Here is a 15,214-nt window from a genome sequence, read left to right as displayed (position 1 = left end):
GGGTTGGCGCTGCCCAGCCGCGTCATTGCGGCTTGATGCCGGCGGTCTGGATCACGCGCGACCATTTTTCCGTATCGCTCCTGATCTGCGCCGCGAACGCGGCGGAGCCTTCGCCGCCCGGCTCGGCGCCAAGCTGTTCGATGCGCTTGCGCACGTCGGGCGTGGCCAGCACCTTGTCCACCGCCTGCTGGAGCCGGCGCACGCGCTCGGGCGGCGTGCCGGCCGGCGCGAGCAGCCCGAACCAGGAATTGACTTCATAGCCCGGCAGCCCCGACTCGCGCACGGTCGGCACGGAAGGCAGCACCGAGGCCCGCCTGGCACTGGTGACCGCCAGCGCCGTCACCTTGCCAGCCTGGATCTGTGCGAGCGCGGACGGCAGGTTGTCGAACATCAGGTTGACCTGGCCCGCGAGCAGGTCCGTCATGGCGGGGGCGGCCCCTTTGTACGGCACGTGCTGCATGCTGACGCCCGCCATCATGTTCAGCAACTCGCCTGACAGGTGGGGCGACCCGCCGGTGCTGGTCGAGGCATAGTTGATCTTGCCCGGCTCGCGCCTGGCCAGCGTCACCAGTTCGCCCACCGACCTTGCGTTCAGCGTGCTGTTGACAAGCAGCACGTTGGGGGAATTGGCGACCAGCGTCACGGGCACGAAGTCCCGGGTGCTGTCGTACGGCATGCGCGGGTAAATGAACTGGTTGGTCACCTGCGTGCCCAACGTGCCCATCAGCAGCGTATAGCCGTCAGCCGCACTGCGCGCCACGGCCTCAGCGCCGATGTTGCCGCCCGCGCCCGGACGGTTGTCGACCACGATCTGCTGGCCCAGCGCCTCGCCGGCCTTCTGCGCAACCAGGCGCGCCAGGATGTCAGTGGTGCCGCCGGGCGTGAAGGGCACCACCAGCCGGATCGGACGCGAAGGAAATGCCTCTGCCGCGCAGGCCGGTGCGGACCAGGCGCACAAGGCAGGCAGGGTGGCGAGCGCCGCAACTATGGCACGCCGCGGGCGGGAATGACGCTGCATCGGGTTGTCTCCTGGGCGCGAGGCGGTGCGCGCGCATCTGGTTTCGTTGAGGGAAACTCTGTGCGGGAGATCTTAGGGAGGGGAGCGAACGAGCGTCAAACGAATGCCATATATTTTCATTGGTTGAAAATTTCAGGCGATTTCAAGCGGACCAGTGCCGTGGGCGCGTGGCGATGGAGAGCTGAACATGAAGCCTCGACCTGCGCCGGAAGATGCGCCATGGTGGCGGGCGGATGCCGCCATCTGCAAGAGTGACCAGCGCAGCAAGCTTGTGTCGTCCATCGCCATGCTGGCCCGGGAGACCTGCGACTTCGGGCAGAAGTTCCCGACCGGGTGGTCGGCTGGCGTGCGTTCGGCCTGGCCGTATGGCCCGTTCGATAAATCCGGATTGTCCTCCGGTGCCGCTATCCCGCACTCTAGCGCTGTTTGATAAACCGATCGGCGCGACACAGTCAGCGTGCCGGCGACATGGAGACGGTGATATGTGCGTTCAAGCGGGCAAGGCCACGCTGGCCGGTATGAAGTGGATCACGTGCGGAGCGCTTGGACTGGCGTTTTCCGCGGGGGCGCTGGCAGCGGATGCCTATCCGTCCAAGCCCATCACGCTGGTGGTGCCGTTCTCGGCCGGCGGCCCGACCGATGTGGTGTCGCGGGCCCTTGGCCAGGCCATGTCGAAGGATCTGGGACAGAGCGTTGTCGTGGAGAACAAGCTCGGCGCCGGCGGCACGGTGGCGGCCGCATTCGTGGCGCGGGCGCAGCCCGACGGCTACACCATCCTGATCCACCACAATGGCATGGCGACGGCGCCGGCGCTGTACAAGAAGCTCTCCTACAGTCCGATGAAGGACTTCGAGTACATCGGGCAGGTGGCGGATGTGCCGATGACGCTGCTGGGCCGCAAGGACCTGCCGCCGGCCAACGCGGCGGAGCTGATCAAGTATGTCTCGCAGAACAAGGAGAAGGTCTCGCTGGCCAATGCCGGCCTTGGCGCGGTTTCGCAGCTATGCGGCCTGCTGTTCGAGGAGGCAGTCAAGGTCAAGATGACTTCCATTCCCTACCAGGGCACCGGCCCCGCGCTGACGGCCTTGCTGGGCGGGCAGGTGGACCTGCTGTGCGACCAGACCACCTCGACGCTGCCGCATATCAACGCCAACCGCGTCAAGCTGTATGGCGTGACGACGCCTAGCCGCATCAAGGCACTGCCCAATGCGCCGACGCTGCAGGAAGGCGGCCTGAAGGGCTTCTCGATGAAGGTGTGGCACGGGATCTATGCGCCCAAGGGCACGCCGCCCGAGGTCACTGCCAGGCTGACCAGGGCGCTGCAGCAGGCACTGAAGGATCCCGCCGTGGCCAAGCGGCTTGACGACCTGGGTGCGGAGGTTGTGCCGGTAGACAAGCAGACGCCGGAAGGGCTGCGCACCTGGCTCAAGGCGGAAAGCGACAAGTGGCAGCCGCTGCTGAAGACGATGAAGGTGGAGGCCGACTGACATCCTGCAGGCGGCAAGCGCGCCAGCGCTTGCGTTCCGTTGCACCCTGAATGTACGCCGCGCGACGATGGCTGCGCGGCGTACTTGCGCTTACGCGGCGCCCGCGGAGCAAGCTTCGGGTTAACACCGCAGTAGAAGCCCCAGGCATGCCGCCCCTTGATAGCAGCAGCGGAATTTTCTATTTCACCGTCGCCACGGTTGCTCGCTACCATCGTTTCAAAGGGTGTCGACGCGCAATGCGCCACCCAATCAAAACTATCTTCGTGGAAGAGACATGAAACGCTTGCTTGCTCAAGTAGGGATCGGTGCGCTCATTTCGTTCAGCGCGCACGCCTAGGCTGCTTATCCTGACCATCCCGTCCGCCTGGTCGTACGCTTCGCCGCCGGCGGCAGCACCGACGTGGTGGCGCGCATCGTGTCGAACAAGCTCGGCGCCTTGCTCGGGCAGCCAGTCGTAGCCTGGAGATTCCGGCGGAGAACCTGATCGGCGAGGAACCCCCAGCGTTTGCAGCAAAGCTCAGTTCTCCTGCCACGGCATCTCTTTCCACAGCTGACGGAAGCCCGTCTCCCCGCGCTCCAGCTCCGCGCTGTAGGCGGCCGGCGCCAGATAGTGCAACGGCGCATACATCGCTTCGGCCTGCTGGCGGAACTGCGGATCCGCGACCACGCGCGCCATCGCCTCCACCAGTTTCTTCCTGACCGGCTCAGGCAGGCCCTTGGGCGCCGCCAGGCCGCGCAGCGAAGCCAGCTCAATGTCGAAGCCCTGTTCGCGGAAGGTGGGCACGTTCGGGGCCAGCGTTGCCCGTGTTGCGCCCATTTGGCCAAGGAACTTGATCGGCGAGCCGCCTTTCTGGTACTGCAGCGCTTCGCCCACGTTAATGGCCCCGATGGTGAGCTGCTGCCCGACCAGCGCCGCACGCACGTCGCCTGCGCCCTTGTAGCCGACATGGGTGAGCTTGACGCCCGCGGCCCTCTCGAACAGCAGCATGGCGAGGTGGTCGTCCGAGCCGACGCCGGTGGTGCCGACTGACACCTCCCCCGGATGCGCCTTGGCATGGCGGATCAGCGCGGCCAGCGAGTCGATGCCGTTGCTGTTGTGCACCGTGAAGCCGCCCGGATCGTCGACCAGGTTGCCGATCAGGTCGAAGCTGCGCCAGGTGAAGGTGGTCTTGCGCTCGATGGGAATGGTCAGCAGGTTCGGCGTATTGATAAAGCCGATGGTGTAGCCGTCCGGCGCGGACCGTGCCAGTTCGGCGAAGCCGATGGCGCCGCCCGCGCCGGGCTTGTTCTGCACCACCACCGTGGCGCCGCCGAGTTGCTTCTCGAGGTGGCGGGCCAGCAACCGTGCCACCAGGTCCGTCCCGCCCCCGGGACCGTAGGCCACGATCATCTGGATAGGGCGGTTGGGATAGGGCGCCTCTGCCTGTGCGCCGGTCGCGGCGGCGAGGCCGCAGGCCAGCGCGAGCGCGCCGGCCAGGCGAAGGGGAAAGCGCCGGCGCCATTGGTCTTGGGTCGGGTGCATGGTTGGTGTCTCCTCGCCGGTCTGGTATGCCAGCGTGTTATGTGTAAAGAATAGTCTGCGGAATTGCGGGCTAAGGTGTGACCGATGACAGGGCGGCAGCCTGCATCACCGCCGCAATGCGCAGGCGCGCTTGCGGCCAGACTTCGGGATTGACCAGCCGCTCGGGCCGCTCGCCACTGGTCAGCAGCGTGACGATTTGAGTGGCGGCCAGTTCGGCGTTCCTGCGCCGTGCCTCGTGAGTAACGCCAGCGGTGTGGAAGGTGGCGACGACGTTGTCCAGCGCGAGCAAGGGGTGGGCGCGTGGTGGCGGCTCCTGGTCCCACACGTCCAGACCGGCGCCGGCAAGATGGCCGCTGGCCAGCGCCGCATGCAGCGCGCCCTCATCGTGGATGCCGCCGCGCGCGGTGCTGACGAAGATGCTGCCCGGCCGCATCGCGGCAAAGGCGGCGCCATCCATCATGCGCAGCGTGGTGGCATCGCGCGGGCAATGCAGCGAGACGATGTCGGCACTGCGCAGCAATTCCTCGAAGGACACGGCCTGTGCGCCGCGTGCGGACAGCTCCGCCGCATCCAGCGCCGGGTCGCACCCGATCACGCGCATGCCCAAGGCGCGGCCGAGTGCGGCGACGCGGCGGCCCGCGTGGCCCACGCCGACCAGGCCGAGCGTGCGGCCGCGCAGTTCGTGGCCCATCAGGTCCTCACGGCTCTCGCAGTTGTGCGCGCGCAGGCTGCGGTCGGATTCGGCGATGCGGCGCAGTACCGCGAGCATCAGGCCCAGCGTCATCTCCGCCACCGAGTCGGCGTTGCCGCCGGCCTGGTTGAGCACCGCGACGCCGGCCTCGGTGCAGGCATCGATGTCGATGGTGTCGCAGCCGGAGCCGCTGGACGACACCGCCAGCAGGTTCGGGCAGCGCGCCAGCAGCGCGGCGTCGGCGAACCAGCGGCGCGGGATCTCGTCCTTGGCGGCCGAGATCTGGTAGACATGGGCGCCGGACAGCCGGTCCCAGGCGGCCGCGTCGGCGCCTTCGCGGGCGCAGGTGTGCAGCGTCAGGCCTGGCGTGGCCGTAATGATGCGGTCAAAGGCTGCGTCCAGCCAGTGGTCGAAACGGACCACCGTGCCGGCGGCAGGCATCAGCAGGACGGGCGCGTTCATACGACCACCCCCTTTTCGCGCAGCGTGCGCTCGACCCAGCTCCGATCGGCGCGGCCTTGCGCGATCGACTCGAGCACCGCTGCTTCGGTGCGTTGTACGTTCTCCACGCGCGCGGCGATTTCCTCGGCATCCTCGGCCGCAACGACCAGCAGGCCGTCGCCATCGCCCAGCACCAGGTCGCCGGGGCGCACCACCATGCCGTCGATGCAGACGGGCACATGCAATTCGCCGGGACCGTCCTTGTAAGGACCGCGGTGCGAGACCCCGCGCGCATACACGGGCAACGTCTCCTTGCCGATCGTATCGCTGTCGCGGATCAGGCCGTCGATGACGAAGCCCGCTGCGCCGCGCGCGATCGCCAGCGCCAGCATGATCTCGCCGATGATGGCATTGGGACCGGCGCCGCCGGCATCGACGACGATCACATCGCCGGGTCCGCAGAGGTCGAGGGCCTTGTGCACCATCAGGTTGTCGCCCGGGCGCGTGCGCACGGTGAGGGCGCGGCCGGCCATGACGCCATCGCGCCGGTGATAGGGCCGCAGCCGCGTGGTGCCGACGGTGCGGCACATTGCGTCGCTGACATTGGCCACCGGGAAGCTGCGGTAGCGTTCCAGCAGCGCGTTGCTGACAGTCGGCGCCGGCTTGGGGTGGATGCGAAAGCCGTGAAGCGTGCTCATCGATAAGTCTCCGGGTGAGGGGGCATGTGGGGTAGTGAAGCGGCAGGCCGGATGCAGGCAGGGCCGATGTCTGCCAGCCGGGTCAGGCCGAGCATTGCCATATCGCGCGAGATCTCGGCCTGCAACAAGTCGATGGCGTGCGCCACGCCGGGGGTGGACCCGACCGTCGCCGCATAGGCGAACGGCCGGCCGACAAAGACGCAACGCGCGCCGAGCGCGAGCGCCTTGATTACGTCGGTGCCGCGGCATACGCCGCTGTCGAGCATCACCGGCAGGTCGGGCACGGCGTGCACGATCTCAGGCAGGACGCGCAGCGGCGCGATGGCGCCGTCGAGTTGCCGGCCGCCGTGGTTCGAAACGATGACCCCGTCCACACCGTGCCGACGCGCCAGCAAGGCGTCTTCCGCGGTCAGGATGCCCTTGACCACCAGCGTGCCTTGCCAGCGCCGGCGGATGGCTTCAAGGTGCGTCCAGGTGAAATGCGCGCGGTCGGAGAAGTCGCGCAGCACGCGCGATGACAGGATAGGCGCGCCGCGGTGCGCATAGGCGTTCTCGAAGTGCGGCATGCCGTGCCGCAGCAGCGTGCGCGCAAAAGTGCCGAGCAGCCAGCGCGGATGCGTGATGCCTTGCCATGCCAAGCGCAGGCTTGGCCGCAGCGGTGTCGAGAAGCCGGCGCGCACGTTGTTCTCGCGATTGCCCGCAACGGGCGTATCGACGGTGATCACCAGCGTCGATACGCCTGCCGCCTCGACGCGCGACAACAGCCCGTCGATCTGCGCCACGTCGCCGGGCAGGTAGGCCTGGAACCAGGTGCCGGGCGCGGCTGCCATCACTTCTTCCAGCCGGATCAGCGATGAACCGCTCATGATCGCCGGCACCGCGGCCTGCTGCGCGGCCTGCGCGAGCACGATATCGCCGCGGTAAGCGAACAACGCGGCGATGCCCATGGGCGCAACGCCGAAGGGGGCGGCATAGCGCCTGCCGAACAGCTCGAAGTCCAGTTCGCGCGTGGCCACGCCGGCAAGCACGCGTGGCCGCAACGCGATCTCGGTGAAGGCGCGGCGATTCTCCGCCAGCGAGACGCTGTCCTCCACCGCACCGCTGACGTAGGCGTACAGCGGCCGGGGCAGGCGGCGGCGGGCGAGCGGTTCAAGGTCGTTCAGCGAAAGCACTTGGCGGCGCAAGGTACCTGCGCCGCTTGCGCTTGCAGTCGTCACGCGCGGCGCGGAAGCGGTGCCGACGGCATCTGTGGCGCGGTCAGCGGCGTTTTCTGCAGCAGGGGCATGAAGAGCTGACATGATCGATAGGGGGCCAAGGCGACGACGAGGCTTCAATCTAGCAACCGCAAGGAATCGATAAAAGCGAAAAATAACGAAGCTATAATTTCGCTTTTAGGAAACTAATAATCGCCGCCCGCGGCGCGGATCCCATGACCCTCAAGCAACTGGAAGCCTTCTACTGGGCCGCGACCTGCCTCAACTTCTCGGTAGCCGCCGACCGCTGCCATCTGTCCGTGTCTTCGCTGTCCAAGCGGGTGGCCGAGCTTGAAACCTCCCTCGGCGTGCAGCTGTTCGACCGAAGCGGCCGCCGCGCCGAACTGACGGCGCAGGGCGAGCAGATGCTGCCGCGCATCCGCGAATTGCTGCGGGTCGCGGCCGAGTTGCAGCAGTCAGCGGGGCAGAGCCGTGGCCTGCAAGGCCGTTGCCGCGTGGGCCTGGGCGAACTGAGCGGCCTGACCTGGCTGCCCCGGCTGGTACGGCAGACGGCCATCCGGCACCCCGAGCTTCAGCTCGAGCCCTACGTCGATATCGGTCAGGTGCTGGAGCAGCGCCTGGAAGATGGCGAACTCGACCTCGCGGTGATCGCCGGGCCGTCATCGCGCAGCAGCCTCGCGTCGGAGCGGATCGCGCAGGTCGACTTTGTCTGGGTCGCGAGCGAGTCTTTTATCGACCAGACCGGCACCGACGATCCCCGGCGGCTGATGGCGGAGCAATTGCTGCTGTCCCTGCCGGTCGGCGCGGGCGGCACCCGGGTGCTCGACCAGTGGCTGGCCACCCGTGGCATGGCGGTCAACCGTCGCCTGGTGTGCAACAGCTGGGGCGCTGTGGTCGGCATGGTGGCGGAGGGGCTGGGTTTCGCCTTCATGCCAAGGCAGTGGGCCGAAGCGCTGGAAGCGCGCGGGGTGTTGCAGATCCTGACGAAGGGCGGCGCGCTGGAACCCCTGCACTATGTCGTGCAATGGCGTCGCGACGACGCGCGCCTGCTGATCACGGAGATGCGCGATGTCATCAAGGACGTGATCGAATTCCAGGCGCCGCGTTGCCTGGTGTAGACCGCGTCTCGCAGGGTAGATTTGGCCCAAGGTGTGCAGATTTCGCACGCGGCAGTACAACCGTCGCCTCTATGAGTGGCAGTGGCGCGCCAGTTGCACGCCTGGAACGACCTTTGCGAGGGATTTTTTTAACCCGCCGGCAGATGGCGGGCCCTGAACAGCGCCGCGGACATTGCATCTGCCATGGCCCGTGCCGGATGACCGCGGCCGTCATGGAGACGACCATGCCAAGGGCATCGAGCATAGCCAAAGCCAGGGCAGACAAGAGAGCAGGCAAGTCGCCGACCACCCAGGCCGGCCATTTCGTTCACGACGAGATCGAAGCCGTGCGAAAGGGTAAGCACGGCGTGCGCTCGGCCAAGCAGGCCATAGCGATCGGTTTGTCGGAGGCACGCCGCGCTGGCGTCGATGTGCCGCCAAAGAAGGGCGCGACCAAGGCGGAAACCAAGGCTGCTGCCGCCAAGGCTGCACCGCGACGGGCGAGTTCAGAAAGCACGGCCAAGCGGTCCCAGGCCGCGCTCAAGGCACTCAAGCGCGAGAGCACCGCCGGTGCTTCTCCCAAGGCGCTGTCTGCCCAGGCCAAGAGCGCGGCAAGCAAGCGCACGGCGACCGATCGCTCGGCTGCCGCGAAGAAGGCCGCCAGCACCAAGGGAGCTGCCGGTCGCTCCGAAGCGGCCCGCAAGGCCGCTAGAACGCGTGCGGCAAGGAAGGAGTCAGCCCGTTAGCGAACCAGCGTACCGCTGTCGGCAAGCTGCGCGCCTGGCACGCCGCGTTCTCCGGCGTTCACCGCACTGAACCGACACGGAGGTAAGCCACCCACTCTCTCGCCGGCTTCGACTGTGCGGTCGAGCAGCGAGTAGGTCTCTTCGGCCAGGGGGCTGGCGTAGAATCTGTCGGTGCGCCCTCGGAGCCCGGAACGCCGGGGACACCGGCTTCGATCATGGCGCGTTTGGCGCTGACCTTGTCGCCCATGCGCCGGATCGAAGCCGCGGTAGGCCCGATGCCCAACCCGTCCCTTCCAACGGCTTTGGCAAAATCCGCGCTCTCGGACAAGAACCCATATCCGGGATGCGATGGTCTTTCACGTCGTGTGTCCGAGGCTTCCCCCAACGGAATCAACTTCTCCGCCCCCCCTGAATTGAGAGCCATAGATGCGATCGCCCCGCAAGCTGTTTCACATGGCCGCCCTGCTGGCCTCACTTGCCGTCGTCGGCCAGGCGCCCGCGGCGCCCTACCCGGATCATCCTGTCGAACTCGTGGTGCCAAGCACGGCGGGCGGTGGTACCGACACGGTTGCGCGGGCCTTCAGCGAAGCCATGCGAAAGTACCTGCCGCAGCCGCTGACCGTGGTGAACAAGCCAGGTGCCAGCGGCGCCATCGGCATGACGGAAGTGGCCCGCGCCAGGCCCGATGGCTACAAGCTCGGCATCATCATCGCGGAAGCCGTGATCGTCCCGCATCTCGGGCCGACCACCCTCGACGCCGCCGAGCTGGTGCCGATCGCGCGCCTGAATGCCGATCCGTCGGCGATCACGGTCAAGGCCGACTCGCGCTGGAACACCATCGAGGCGTTCCTGGCATTCGCCGCGGCGCACCCGGGGGAGGTGCAGGTCGGGAATTCCGGCCCGGGCTCGATCTGGCACCTGGCGGCGACGGCGCTGGAGGACAAGGCGCACGTCAAATTCAATCATGTGCCGTTCTCCGGTGCGGCGCCGGCCCTGGTGGCGTTGATGGGCGGGCATATCGACGCGGTGGCCGTCAGTCCGGCCGAAGTATCGGCCTATGTGGCCGCAGGCAAGGTGAAGACGCTCGCGGTGATGGCCGGGCAGCGTGTCAGGGGCTTCGAGAACGTTCCGACGCTGCGTGAGCGCGGTATCGACCTCTCGATCGGCACATGGCGCGGACTGGCCGCGCCCAGGGGCACGCCACCTGAAGTGCTCGAAACCCTCGCGGCCGCCAGCCGCAAGGCGGTGGCGGACCCTGTCTTCGTGGCGGCGCTGGGCCGGCAGAACCTTGGGATTGCCTATGCCGACGCGGCGACCTTCAAGGCGATGATCGCGGCAGACAACGCGGTGATGAAGGTACTGGTGGCCAGGACCAACCTGCGGAAGTGAGGCAGCGTGTCCGTATCAGGCGGCTGCCCGGGCGGCAAAGGCCGCGAGGTCGAAGCGCGCGGCGGGCTGCCGCCCGGCGAGCGTGTCCAGCAGGTTGCGCGTGGCGAGTTCGGCCATGGCGCGCCGGGTCTCATGCGTGGCCGAGCCGATATGGGGCAGGGCTGTCACCCTGGGATGGCTGCGCAGCGGTGAATCCTGCGGCAGGGGCTCGGTGGCGAAGACGTCCAGCCCGGCCGCGCGCAGGTGGCCGCTGTCGAGCGCCGCGAGCAGCGCGTCTTCCTGCACGATCTGGCCGCGGGCGCCGTTGACGAAGATGGCGCCCGGCTTCATCAGCGCGAACTCGCGCCGGCCTATCAGGCCACGCGTGCTGTCGGTCAGGGGCAGCGTGACGGCGACGATATCGGCGCGCCGCAAGGCATCGTCGAGATCCGTCCGGGTGGCGCATCCCACCAGGTCACGCGGTTCCGCCGCGGTCTCGTTGACGTAGAGCACCCCCATGCCGAAGCCGAGCGCCGCGCGTCGCGCCACGGCCTGGCCGATGCGCCCGAAGCCCAGGATCGCCAGGGTCTTGCCGTGCACGTCCCAGCCGAACAGGCTTGCGCCGATATTGGCGGTCCAGCGGCCTTCGCGCACATGGGCCGCAAGCTCGACCAGGCGGCGGCTCGTGGCCATGATGAGCGCGAAGACGGTGTCGGCGGTGGTCTCGGTGAGTACGCCGGGCGTGTGGCACAGGGTGATGCCGCGCCGGTGCAGGCAGGGGAGGTCGTAGTTGTCGACCCCCACCGAAATACTCGAGATCACCTCCAACTGGCCCGCTTCGGCCAGTTCCGCTGCGCCCAGCTTCACGCTGGAGCCGATCAGGCCATGGGCGTTTGCCAGCGCGGCGCGGAAGGCAGGCAGTTGTGCCGGCTGGCGCGGGTCGGCCACGATCACATCGTGCTCCGATTCGATCCTGGCGAGCAGGTCATCAGGAATCGGGCGGAACACCAGGACATTCTTGCGCATCGGTAATCCTTGCAGTGGCTTCACAAACTGGCGGCCGCCAGCTGGGCATGGGTCGGCAGGCCTTCGGTATCGCCGCGCACCTGCACCGCGCGGGCGCCGATCCAGGCGCCGCGCCGGACGGCGTCGCGCACTGGCCGGCCCTCCAGCAGCGCGCTGATCACGCCGACGGCAAAGCCATCGCCGGCGCCAACGGTATCGACAACATGCTCGACGCTGAATGCCTCGACATGGCCGGTGCCGGCCTCGCCATCGAAGTAGGCGCCGTCGGCGCCCAGCTTCACCACCACCAGCCTGGCGCCGCGCGCACGATAGAAGGCGGCAATGCGTTCCGGCTCGGCGTGGCCGGTGAGGAAGCGGCCCTCTTCGATGCCGGGCAGCACCCAGTCGCACTGCTGCGCCAGGTCGTTCAGCGTCTCCCGCATCAACTCGGGAGACGCCCACAGCGTGGGCCGCAGGTTGGGATCGAACGAGATCGTGCGGCCGGCGGCCTGCATGGTGGCGATGGCCTGGCGCGTGGCGGCCTGCGTGCCTGCGGCCAGCGCGGGGAACACGCCGGTGACGTGCAGGTGCCGCGAGCGCCGCAGCCACCTGCCGTCCAGGTGCTCCGGGTTCATGCGGCTCGCCGCCGAGCCGCGGCGGTGGTATTCGACGGGGGGATCGCTGCCGTCGTCGACCCGGCCCTTGAACTGGAAACCGGTGCGCTCACCGGGCTCGCACACCACCTGGCTGCAATCCACGCCTTCGCGCTGCATTTCGCCGAGCAGGTAGCGGGCCATCGAGTCGTCGCCCAGCCGGCTGGCCCAGCCAACCTTCAGGCCCAGGCGCGACAGGCCGATGGCCACATTGGTCTCGGCACCGGCGGTGCGCTTGTGGAAGGTCTGCGCGCCTTCGAGCGGCCCGGCTTCGCCGGCGACCAGCATCAGCATCGCCTCGCCCAGCGTGACCACGTCAAGATCGGTGCTCATGCGGGAACCTCCACCGAACGCAGCAGTTCGACATGACCGCGCGTGACCTGCACCAGGTCTTCGCCTTGCAGCGGGAATTCGATCGCACGCGCAACGTGCGCTGGCAGGCGGCGCAAGACGCTGCGCCAGGGTGCCGCCGACTGGTCCAGCGGCACCGCGATCCATTTGGCAGGCGTGCGCTGCACGCCTTTGCAGTGCACGTAGCCGACGCCGGCGCCGAAGACCTGCGCGGCGTCGAGCGGGTCTTCGCCGGTCCAGTGCCAGTTGCCCATGTCGAAGGTCATCGGCACGTTCTCGCCGAGCGCCGTGATACGCGCGAAGAAATCGCGCAACGGCGGCACGGTGCCGGCCTGGGCGGTCTGGTCGTTTTCCACGACGAGTTCGATGCCATCGTGCCGCAGCCAGGGAAGCAGTGCTTCCAGTGCCGTGCCTTCCCGATAGCCGCCAAGCGACATCTTGACCCGGGTCGCACCGAGCGCCAGCGCGGTCGTGAAGGCACGGTCGAGCGCGGCGGCATCGAGGCTGCCGGCTTCGCTCCAGAGGCCTTCCGGGCTGGACCAGACCACGCTCAGCCCATGCTGCCGGGCGACCTCGCGCTGTTCAATGACTTCATCCTTGTGCCCGCGCTGGAGTTCGCCGCGGAATTCCACGCCGTCCGCGCCGGCTGCCGCGGCAATCCGCGCGAGTGCGGCCTGTCCGTCGCGCAGGGCGAAGTCGGCGCCATAGGCTGTCAACGAGATCAGCACCGGCGGGCGCGAAGCACCATCTGCTTGCCAATGGCTCATTTCAGTGCTCCCGCGCCGAGGAATTGCTGCAGTTCCGGTGTCCGCGGCTGCGCGAACAGCGCCTTCGATGGCCCCGCCTCGTGGACCTTGCCCTGGTGCATGAAGATGGTGGTATGCGCCATGCGGCGCGCGAACTCCATTTCATGCGTGACCAGCACCATGGTCATGCCGGAGGCAGCGAGGTTCTCCATGACCCGAAGCACTTCCGCTGTCAGCTCGGGGTCGAGCGCGGAGGTGACCTCGTCGAACAGCATCACCTTGGGCTCCATCGCCAGCGAACGGGCGATGGCCACGCGCTGTTGCTGGCCACCCGAGAGCTGCTCGGGGTAGCAGTCCTTCTTGTCGAGCAGGCCGACCTGGGTCAGCACCTGGTCGACGATGCCGTCGATCTTGCTGGCTGCCATCTTCTTCACGATGGACGGCGCCAGCGCGATGTTCTCGCCCACGGTCAGGTGCGGAAACAGGTTGTAGCTCTGGAACACCATGCCCACGTCGCGGCGCAGGTCGAGCAAGCGCTTGCGGTCGTGATCCAGCTTGTGCCCGGCGACGGTGATGTCGCCGGCGTTGATCGTCTCCAGGCCATTCAGGCAACGCAGCATGGTGCTCTTGCCGGAGCCGCTGCGGCCGATGATGGCGACCACCTGGCCCGGCTCGATCGCAAACGAAACGCCCTTCAGGACTTCGACAGCGCCATATGACTTGTGCACGCCTTGTGCTTCAACGATTGACATGGAGCCTCCTTTCCATGCGCCGCGCCGCCGCCGACAGCGGGAAGCAGAGCGCGAAGTAGATAAGTGCGACGACGACGAAGACCGCGAAGGGCTGGAAGGTCGCGTTGTTGATCAACTGGCCGGCGCGGGTCAGTTCGATGACGCCGATGATGGAAGTGATCGAGGTGTTCTTGACCAGCTGGACCGAGAATCCCACCGTGGGCGGCAAGGCCAGCCGCACGGCCTGCGGCAGCACCACATAGCGCAGCTGCTGCCAGCGGGTGAGGGCGAGCGCTTCACTGGCTTCCCACTGTCCTTGCGGCACGGCCTCGATGCAGCCGCGCCAGATCTCGCCAAGGTAGGCGCTGGCGTAGATCGACATCGCCAGCATGGCCGCGACCATCGGCGACAGCTTGAGCCCGAGCACGGAGAGTCCGTAGTAGCTCAGGAACAGCACGATCAGCACCGGCGTGCCTTGCACGACCTGGATATAGGCCGTGCTGGCGAGGCGCAGCATCGGGCTTCTGGAGGTACGTGCCAGCGCCACCAGGAAGCCGGCCAGCGTGCCGCCGACGAAGGCGAGCAAGGTCACCCACAGCGTCCAGCGCGCTGCCAGCAGCAGGATTTCAAGATGATTCCAGGAGAACTCGGTGATCATTGCGCGCTCCCTGCAGCCGCTGCCGTCAGTTCCGCCTGCGCCATTGGCGCGATGCGGGCTGTGCGGGCCAGCTTTCGTGCGCGCGCCACCACGCGGCGCCGCTTGAACACGAGGTTGCCGATCAGGCCGAATATGGCGCGCAGCATCAGTGCCAGGCCGATATAGACGAACATGACCAGGATGTAGCTCTCGAAGGTGCGGAAGGTCTGCGAATCGACCTGGCTGGCGACCGCCGTCAGCTCTTCCACCGAGATCGTCGACACCACGCTCGACGTCAGCATCATCAGCGTGAACTGGCTGGTCAGGGCCGGATAGACCTTCTCGAAAGCCGGCACCAGGGCGACGTGGCGGATCAGCTGCCAGCGTGTCATGCCCAGCGCGGCGGCGGCCTCGAGTTGCGAGCGGTGAACTGCCTGCAGGCCGGCCCGGATGATTTCCGTCGAGTAGGCGCCGAGGTTGACGGTCATGGCAATCACCGCGGCGGTGACGGCATCGATCTGCAGGCCCACGGTTGGCAAGCCGAAGAAGATGATGAAGAGCTGGATCAGGAAGGGCGTGTTGCGGATGGCTTCGACATATGCCCTGGTGGCACGCTGCAGCCAGGGGCCGCCAAAAGCGGCGGCAATCGCGCCGGCGGTGCCGACCACTGTGCCAAGCAGGATCGAGCCGAAGCTGAGCGCCAGCGTCATCGCCGCGCCTTCCGCGAAGCGGTCCAGCTGCGACAGCACCGGGGTCCATTCGAATTGGTAGTTCATGGGGGTCTCCTGGCACGCCGGCTGGCGCCGGCG

The 15,214-nt window shown here is 67.5% G+C and carries 15 protein-coding genes and 1 pseudogene; 4 read left to right on the top strand and 12 right to left on the bottom strand.

Features of this window, described 5'->3' with window-relative positions; genetic code table 11:
• Positions 1-22: 22 nt before the first annotated feature.
• Positions 23-1,018, bottom strand: a complete 996-nt coding sequence (locus tag AC3WRI_RS06290) for a Bug family tripartite tricarboxylate transporter substrate binding protein (RefSeq protein ID WP_454749669.1) — start codon at positions 1,016-1,018, stop codon at positions 23-25.
• A 482-nt stretch (positions 1,019-1,500) separates the two neighbouring features.
• Here AC3WRI_RS06290 and AC3WRI_RS06285 point away from each other — a divergent pair, with 482 nt between their 5' ends.
• Entirely contained in the window at positions 1,501-2,505 is a 1,005-nt protein-coding gene (locus AC3WRI_RS06285; RefSeq protein WP_439671986.1) for a tripartite tricarboxylate transporter substrate-binding protein, read from the top strand.
• Positions 2,506-3,022: 517 nt separating this feature from the next.
• Here the strand turns inward: AC3WRI_RS06285 and AC3WRI_RS06280 are convergent.
• The 4 genes from AC3WRI_RS06280 to AC3WRI_RS06265 all read right to left on the bottom strand — a co-directional run bounded on the left by AC3WRI_RS06280 (position 3,023) and on the right by AC3WRI_RS06265 (position 7,029).
• A complete protein-coding gene (locus AC3WRI_RS06280) occupies positions 3,023-4,027 on the bottom strand; it encodes a tripartite tricarboxylate transporter substrate binding protein (protein ID WP_010810296.1) in 1,005 nt (334 codons plus the stop codon).
• A 70-nt stretch (positions 4,028-4,097) separates the two neighbouring features.
• On the bottom strand, positions 4,098-5,180 hold the full coding sequence (locus AC3WRI_RS06275; RefSeq protein WP_492292869.1) for a hydroxyacid dehydrogenase: 1,083 nt from the start codon (positions 5,178-5,180) through the stop codon (positions 4,098-4,100).
• On the bottom strand, positions 5,177-5,857 hold the full coding sequence (locus AC3WRI_RS06270) for an RraA family protein (RefSeq protein ID WP_058696494.1): 681 nt from the start codon (positions 5,855-5,857) through the stop codon (positions 5,177-5,179). Before AC3WRI_RS06270 ends, AC3WRI_RS06275 begins: the two co-directional genes overlap by 4 nt.
• Complete coding sequence (locus AC3WRI_RS06265) at positions 5,854-7,029, bottom strand: alpha-hydroxy acid oxidase (protein ID WP_011617489.1); 1,176 nt, start codon at positions 7,027-7,029, stop codon at positions 5,854-5,856. Before AC3WRI_RS06265 ends, AC3WRI_RS06270 begins: the two co-directional genes overlap by 4 nt.
• Positions 7,030-7,286: 257 nt before the next feature.
• Here AC3WRI_RS06265 and AC3WRI_RS06260 point away from each other — a divergent pair, with 257 nt between their 5' ends.
• Positions 7,287-8,189: a LysR family transcriptional regulator gene (locus tag AC3WRI_RS06260; protein WP_454749667.1), complete on the top strand. Its 903-nt coding sequence runs from the start codon at positions 7,287-7,289 to the stop codon at positions 8,187-8,189.
• 224 nt (positions 8,190-8,413) lie between these two features.
• Positions 8,414-8,914 (top strand): DUF6496 domain-containing protein, encoded by a 501-nt coding sequence (locus AC3WRI_RS06255; protein ID WP_041688505.1) that lies wholly within the window; start codon positions 8,414-8,416, stop codon positions 8,912-8,914.
• A 163-nt stretch (positions 8,915-9,077) separates the two neighbouring features.
• On the opposite strand, the pseudogene AC3WRI_RS06250 reads toward AC3WRI_RS06255, so the two are convergent.
• Positions 9,078-9,263 (bottom strand): annotated as a pseudogene (locus tag AC3WRI_RS06250) (biotin carboxylase N-terminal domain-containing protein); the annotation flags it as partial.
• 77 nt (positions 9,264-9,340) lie between these two features.
• On the opposite strand from AC3WRI_RS06250, the gene AC3WRI_RS06245 reads away from it, so the two are divergent.
• On the top strand, positions 9,341-10,303 hold the full coding sequence (locus AC3WRI_RS06245) for a Bug family tripartite tricarboxylate transporter substrate binding protein (RefSeq protein ID WP_011617487.1): 963 nt from the start codon (positions 9,341-9,343) through the stop codon (positions 10,301-10,303).
• A gap of 15 nt (positions 10,304-10,318) precedes the next feature.
• On the opposite strand, the gene AC3WRI_RS06240 is transcribed toward AC3WRI_RS06245, so the two are convergent.
• From AC3WRI_RS06240 to AC3WRI_RS06215, 6 genes are read right to left on the bottom strand one after another with little or no spacing between them, the layout of a single operon-like run.
• The gene (locus tag AC3WRI_RS06240; protein WP_492292867.1) at positions 10,319-11,308 is read right to left on the bottom strand and encodes a 2-hydroxyacid dehydrogenase; all 990 of its coding nucleotides are present in this window, start codon (positions 11,306-11,308) and stop codon (positions 10,319-10,321) included.
• 20 nt (positions 11,309-11,328) lie between these two features.
• Positions 11,329-12,273, bottom strand: a complete 945-nt coding sequence (locus AC3WRI_RS06235; protein ID WP_010810288.1) for a sugar kinase — start codon at positions 12,271-12,273, stop codon at positions 11,329-11,331.
• A complete protein-coding gene (locus tag AC3WRI_RS06230) occupies positions 12,270-13,058 on the bottom strand; it encodes a sugar phosphate isomerase/epimerase family protein (RefSeq protein ID WP_439671975.1) in 789 nt (262 codons plus the stop codon). Before AC3WRI_RS06230 ends, AC3WRI_RS06235 begins: the two co-directional genes overlap by 4 nt.
• The gene (locus tag AC3WRI_RS06225) at positions 13,055-13,789 is read right to left on the bottom strand and encodes an amino acid ABC transporter ATP-binding protein (protein WP_010810286.1); all 735 of its coding nucleotides are present in this window, start codon (positions 13,787-13,789) and stop codon (positions 13,055-13,057) included. The genes AC3WRI_RS06230 and AC3WRI_RS06225 overlap by 4 nt, the downstream gene beginning before the upstream one ends.
• A complete protein-coding gene (locus AC3WRI_RS06220) occupies positions 13,776-14,426 on the bottom strand; it encodes an amino acid ABC transporter permease (protein ID WP_010810285.1) in 651 nt (216 codons plus the stop codon). Before AC3WRI_RS06220 ends, AC3WRI_RS06225 begins: the two co-directional genes overlap by 14 nt.
• Positions 14,423-15,181 (bottom strand): amino acid ABC transporter permease, encoded by a 759-nt coding sequence (locus tag AC3WRI_RS06215; protein ID WP_010810284.1) that lies wholly within the window; start codon positions 15,179-15,181, stop codon positions 14,423-14,425. The genes AC3WRI_RS06220 and AC3WRI_RS06215 overlap by 4 nt, the downstream gene beginning before the upstream one ends.
• Positions 15,182-15,214 lie beyond the last annotated feature (33 nt).

It is taken from the genome of Cupriavidus sp. FW305-27 (assembly GCF_058787995.1).
This window is presented reverse-complemented; position numbering and strand designations above follow the sequence as displayed.